3 protein-coding genes and 1 pseudogene are annotated in these 3349 nt (G+C 47.8%); 3 read left to right on the forward strand and 1 reads right to left on the reverse strand.

Features of this window, described 5'->3' with window-relative positions; translation table 11 throughout:
- A pseudogene (locus Q0986_RS15470) lies at positions 1–606 on the reverse strand (hypothetical protein); the annotation flags it as partial.
- Between the two features lie 381 nt (positions 607–987).
- Here Q0986_RS15470 and Q0986_RS15475 point away from each other — a divergent pair.
- The 3 genes from Q0986_RS15475 to Q0986_RS15485 form a co-directional block, all read left to right on the forward strand.
- Positions 988–1914: an SAM-dependent methyltransferase gene (locus tag Q0986_RS15475; RefSeq protein ID WP_299412119.1), complete on the forward strand. Its 927-nt coding sequence runs from the start codon at positions 988–990 to the stop codon at positions 1912–1914.
- Between the two features lie 3 nt (positions 1915–1917).
- Positions 1918–2601 carry a response regulator transcription factor gene (locus Q0986_RS15480; protein WP_299412123.1) on the forward strand — a complete coding sequence of 228 codons (684 nt, stop codon included), beginning with the start codon at positions 1918–1920 and terminating at the stop codon, positions 2599–2601.
- Between the two features lie 10 nt (positions 2602–2611).
- A partial coding sequence (locus Q0986_RS15485) for a histidine kinase dimerization/phospho-acceptor domain-containing protein (RefSeq protein ID WP_299412127.1) occupies positions 2612–3349 on the forward strand: 738 nt, incomplete at its 3' end.

Genomic DNA, 3349 nt, shown 5'->3' on the forward strand with positions numbered 1-3349 from the left:
GTAGCTGGGATAAACCTCTAGCAGCCACTGTTCCAGCGAATCCATATCGCCATACGCAGCAGTGATATTGTTCCCCACTGAGCAAGTGGCCGTTATGCCAAAGACCTGATCGACGTACCCACCAATTAAGCTCTCTTTGGAATCAATGACCTCATGGGCTTGGCCTATCTGGAGTGCAGTCTTGAAGGAGCAGGATCGGGCGGTCTCAAATGCAACAGACTGCATCACAACACTTTTTCCTGCAAAACGTTTGAAGACTCCGTAAAAAGCCTTCTGTACTTTGGTCAGTCCCCGTTCTTTTTTGACGGTTTCCTTGACCTTGCGCTTGTCGATCTTATCTGGGTCGATATTGAGGATCACCCCCAGCTCGTAAACGTCTTCGTTTTTTCGTAGGGACTTCTCACGAGCTTTAAGGGCATTTCCATACTCGACAATTTGAGGATCAACTTCCTCGCCTTCGCCCTCTTCGGCATTGGTTGCTAGCTGGATGAGTCTTTTTCGCAGATTAGCGGCTTCATCAAGTCCAAGGGCGTCCTTAATGGCGTAGTTGACTGCATCGCGTTTGCAGTTGGCAAAGGATTCTAGTGTGTATGTTGCTGTAGTCATAGGTTTCACCTTTGTGGTTTGTGCTGTTGATCAAATCACTGAGTGAGCATACGTTTTTGGATCTACGTGTGCATCTCGGCAGCAACGCAAGTCGAGGTCAAGCCGAGATACGTGTAAAAACATGCAAGATGACTCTAGAATCTATGCATAGCAATACTTTTGAAGATCTATGATTTTAGGCTTCTGAGACATTCTAATGACCTTTGACAACTTCTGAAATTCTTTCCAAATCTAGATTTCATCGATATATAAAAGCAGAAGAAGAATTCAGCCTTTAATGCAAACCCTGGCTACTCGCCATTGAAAAAACAAGAACGCTTCTTGTCGAGTTCTTGACATTCACTGTCTACGGTAAAGGCTGTTTCTTTTGACCGGTTTGCAATGAGCAAACTTTCAGAATCTGCCTACCTAGTGGCTTTGTATCGAGCATTGGAATCAGAGCGACGTGACGCGCTTTTTCAGGATCCTTGGGCACGACAGTTAGCGGGTGGGCAAGGACAACTTTTCCAGGCCCTATTAGGACATCCCCAACCGTATGCGGATGTAATTGCTATTCGGACTCATCTAGTTGACACACTCATCCAAGAACAAATTGCTCGTAACCACATTAGCCTTGTAATGAACCTAGGCGCAGGTCTGGATACTCGCCCATATCGGCTGCAACTGCCTTCGTCTCTGATCTGGTTAGACGTCGATCTGCCAGACATATCGGAGTATAAGCACCAACAACTCCATGGGGTAAAACCTCGATGCATCCTTAAACAGATCAAGGGGGATTTAGCAGACTCAACCTTCAGACACTCCCTGTTCTCCGCTTCAACTCAATTCTCAAAACCCACGATTGTGATCACAGAAGGACTCTTAGGATATTGGACTGAGACTCAAGTAGCTTCGCTCGCATCCCATTTGAGTCAACAGCACTATATTCACGGGTGGATATTAGAATTAGCTGCACCAACCGTCTTAAGAGGCTGGCAAAGGCAATATAGCCATACCCTTTATGATCAATACGTTGCCAATGGAAAACCCGCATTTAAATTTGCGCCCCATCAAGGGCCTGCGTTTTTTCAAACTTGGGGTTGGCAGGTTGCTCATCAATATGATGTCCTGGACAAATTAAGTCACCTCCAACGAGCAACGCCCTTGGTTCACCTCAGAGCAGTCATGAAACGAGTCCTCTCACAACTCCACATTCCTCAGACCCTATCTGGCCAAGTGGTGCTGTTGACTCACCCAACAGGATTCAACGCAAAAAGGAACGATGCATTGGGACATAAACACGGTTCATATGCATCCCGAGGGAACTAAACTGTGAGAATTCTGCTGGTTGAGGATGATGATCGGATTGCCAAGCCCTTAGCCGAAGATTTGCGTCATCAACATTACATGGTCGATGTAGCGGCAGATGGTGAAAGCGGTTGGCACTATACCCAAACGGCTGACTATGAGCTAATTCTATTGGATCTTATGCTGCCGCGTTTGGATGGGATTAGTCTCTGTCAACAATTGCGTCGTTCAGGATATAGCGGGTTTGTGTTAATGCTAACCGCCAAGGATACTTTGACTGATAAAGTGATGGGCCTAGACGCTGGTGCCGATGACTATGTGGTCAAACCGTTTGAGTTAGATGAATTGGCTGCTCGCATCCGCGCGTTATGTCGTCGTCCCCCTCAAATCCAGCCCTCCACTCTGAAACAGGGTGCGTTGCAACTGGATCCGATTCACCATCATGCTCACTATGGTGAGACCTCGCTCGATTTAACGCCCAAAGAATATATTCTGCTAGAACATTTACTTCGACATCCGGGGCAAGTCTTTACTCGCGCTATGTTGCTAGATCGTTTATGGGAGCTGGATCGCGCCTCTAGTGAGGGCACGGTCAAAACGCATATTAGTAACCTGCGCTGTAAATTAAAAGCAGCCGGAGGGTCTGACCAGCTGATCGAAACGCTTTATGGTGTGGGCTATCGTTTGAATCCGCTTCATCGTTCCTAGAGGTTACACGTTGTTTCGGAAAGTTCGATTGCAGCTCTTAGGATCCTATCTGATTGTTTTGGCTGGGATTATGGTTGTGTTTGCGATCGCAATCCGTACCACCTTCACTTATACCCTGCACCATCAGGTCAACCAACGACTGCAAAATTTAGTGAAAGCGGGAAGCCTTGAACTCGAACTTGAGAACGGTCGCCTTGAACTCGATCAAGAAGATCTAGTCCGTGACCTGCAATCTCTGCAATGGTACGACCCTACAGGTCAGTTGGTGGGAACTCAAGGCCAGCCCGCCTCAAATCTACCTTTAGACCCCCAACAACTCGTTCGACTTCAGACTTACGCCAACCTCCAATCCATGACTGTGCCAGTTCAAGACCCCAATACTGGGCAGTTGATTGGCTTTGTCCGCGCCAATGAATCCTTAGAAGCCGTCCACCAAGCCCTCCAACAGCTTGATTGGGGCTTAGGTGGTGGCGCTATCCTAGCGATTGTCCTCAGTGGGATAGGAGGAACCTGGTTAACCACCAGAGCCATGCATCCCATTGAGCAGAGCATGCGCCAACTCCAACAATTTACAGCCGATGCCTCCCATGAACTGCGTAGTCCTCTCACAGCGATTAAAACCAATGCAAGCGTGGCCCAAAAATATCCCCAAGGGATGCGACCGACCGATGCTGAGAAATTTCAAGCCATCCTCAGTGCAGCGAATCAGATGACTGCACTCACAGAATCCTTACTGCAATTGGCCCGA

This window comes from Acaryochloris sp. IP29b_bin.148 (assembly GCF_028285565.1).
Taxonomy (GTDB): Bacteria; Cyanobacteriota; Cyanobacteriia; order Thermosynechococcales; family Thermosynechococcaceae; genus Acaryochloris.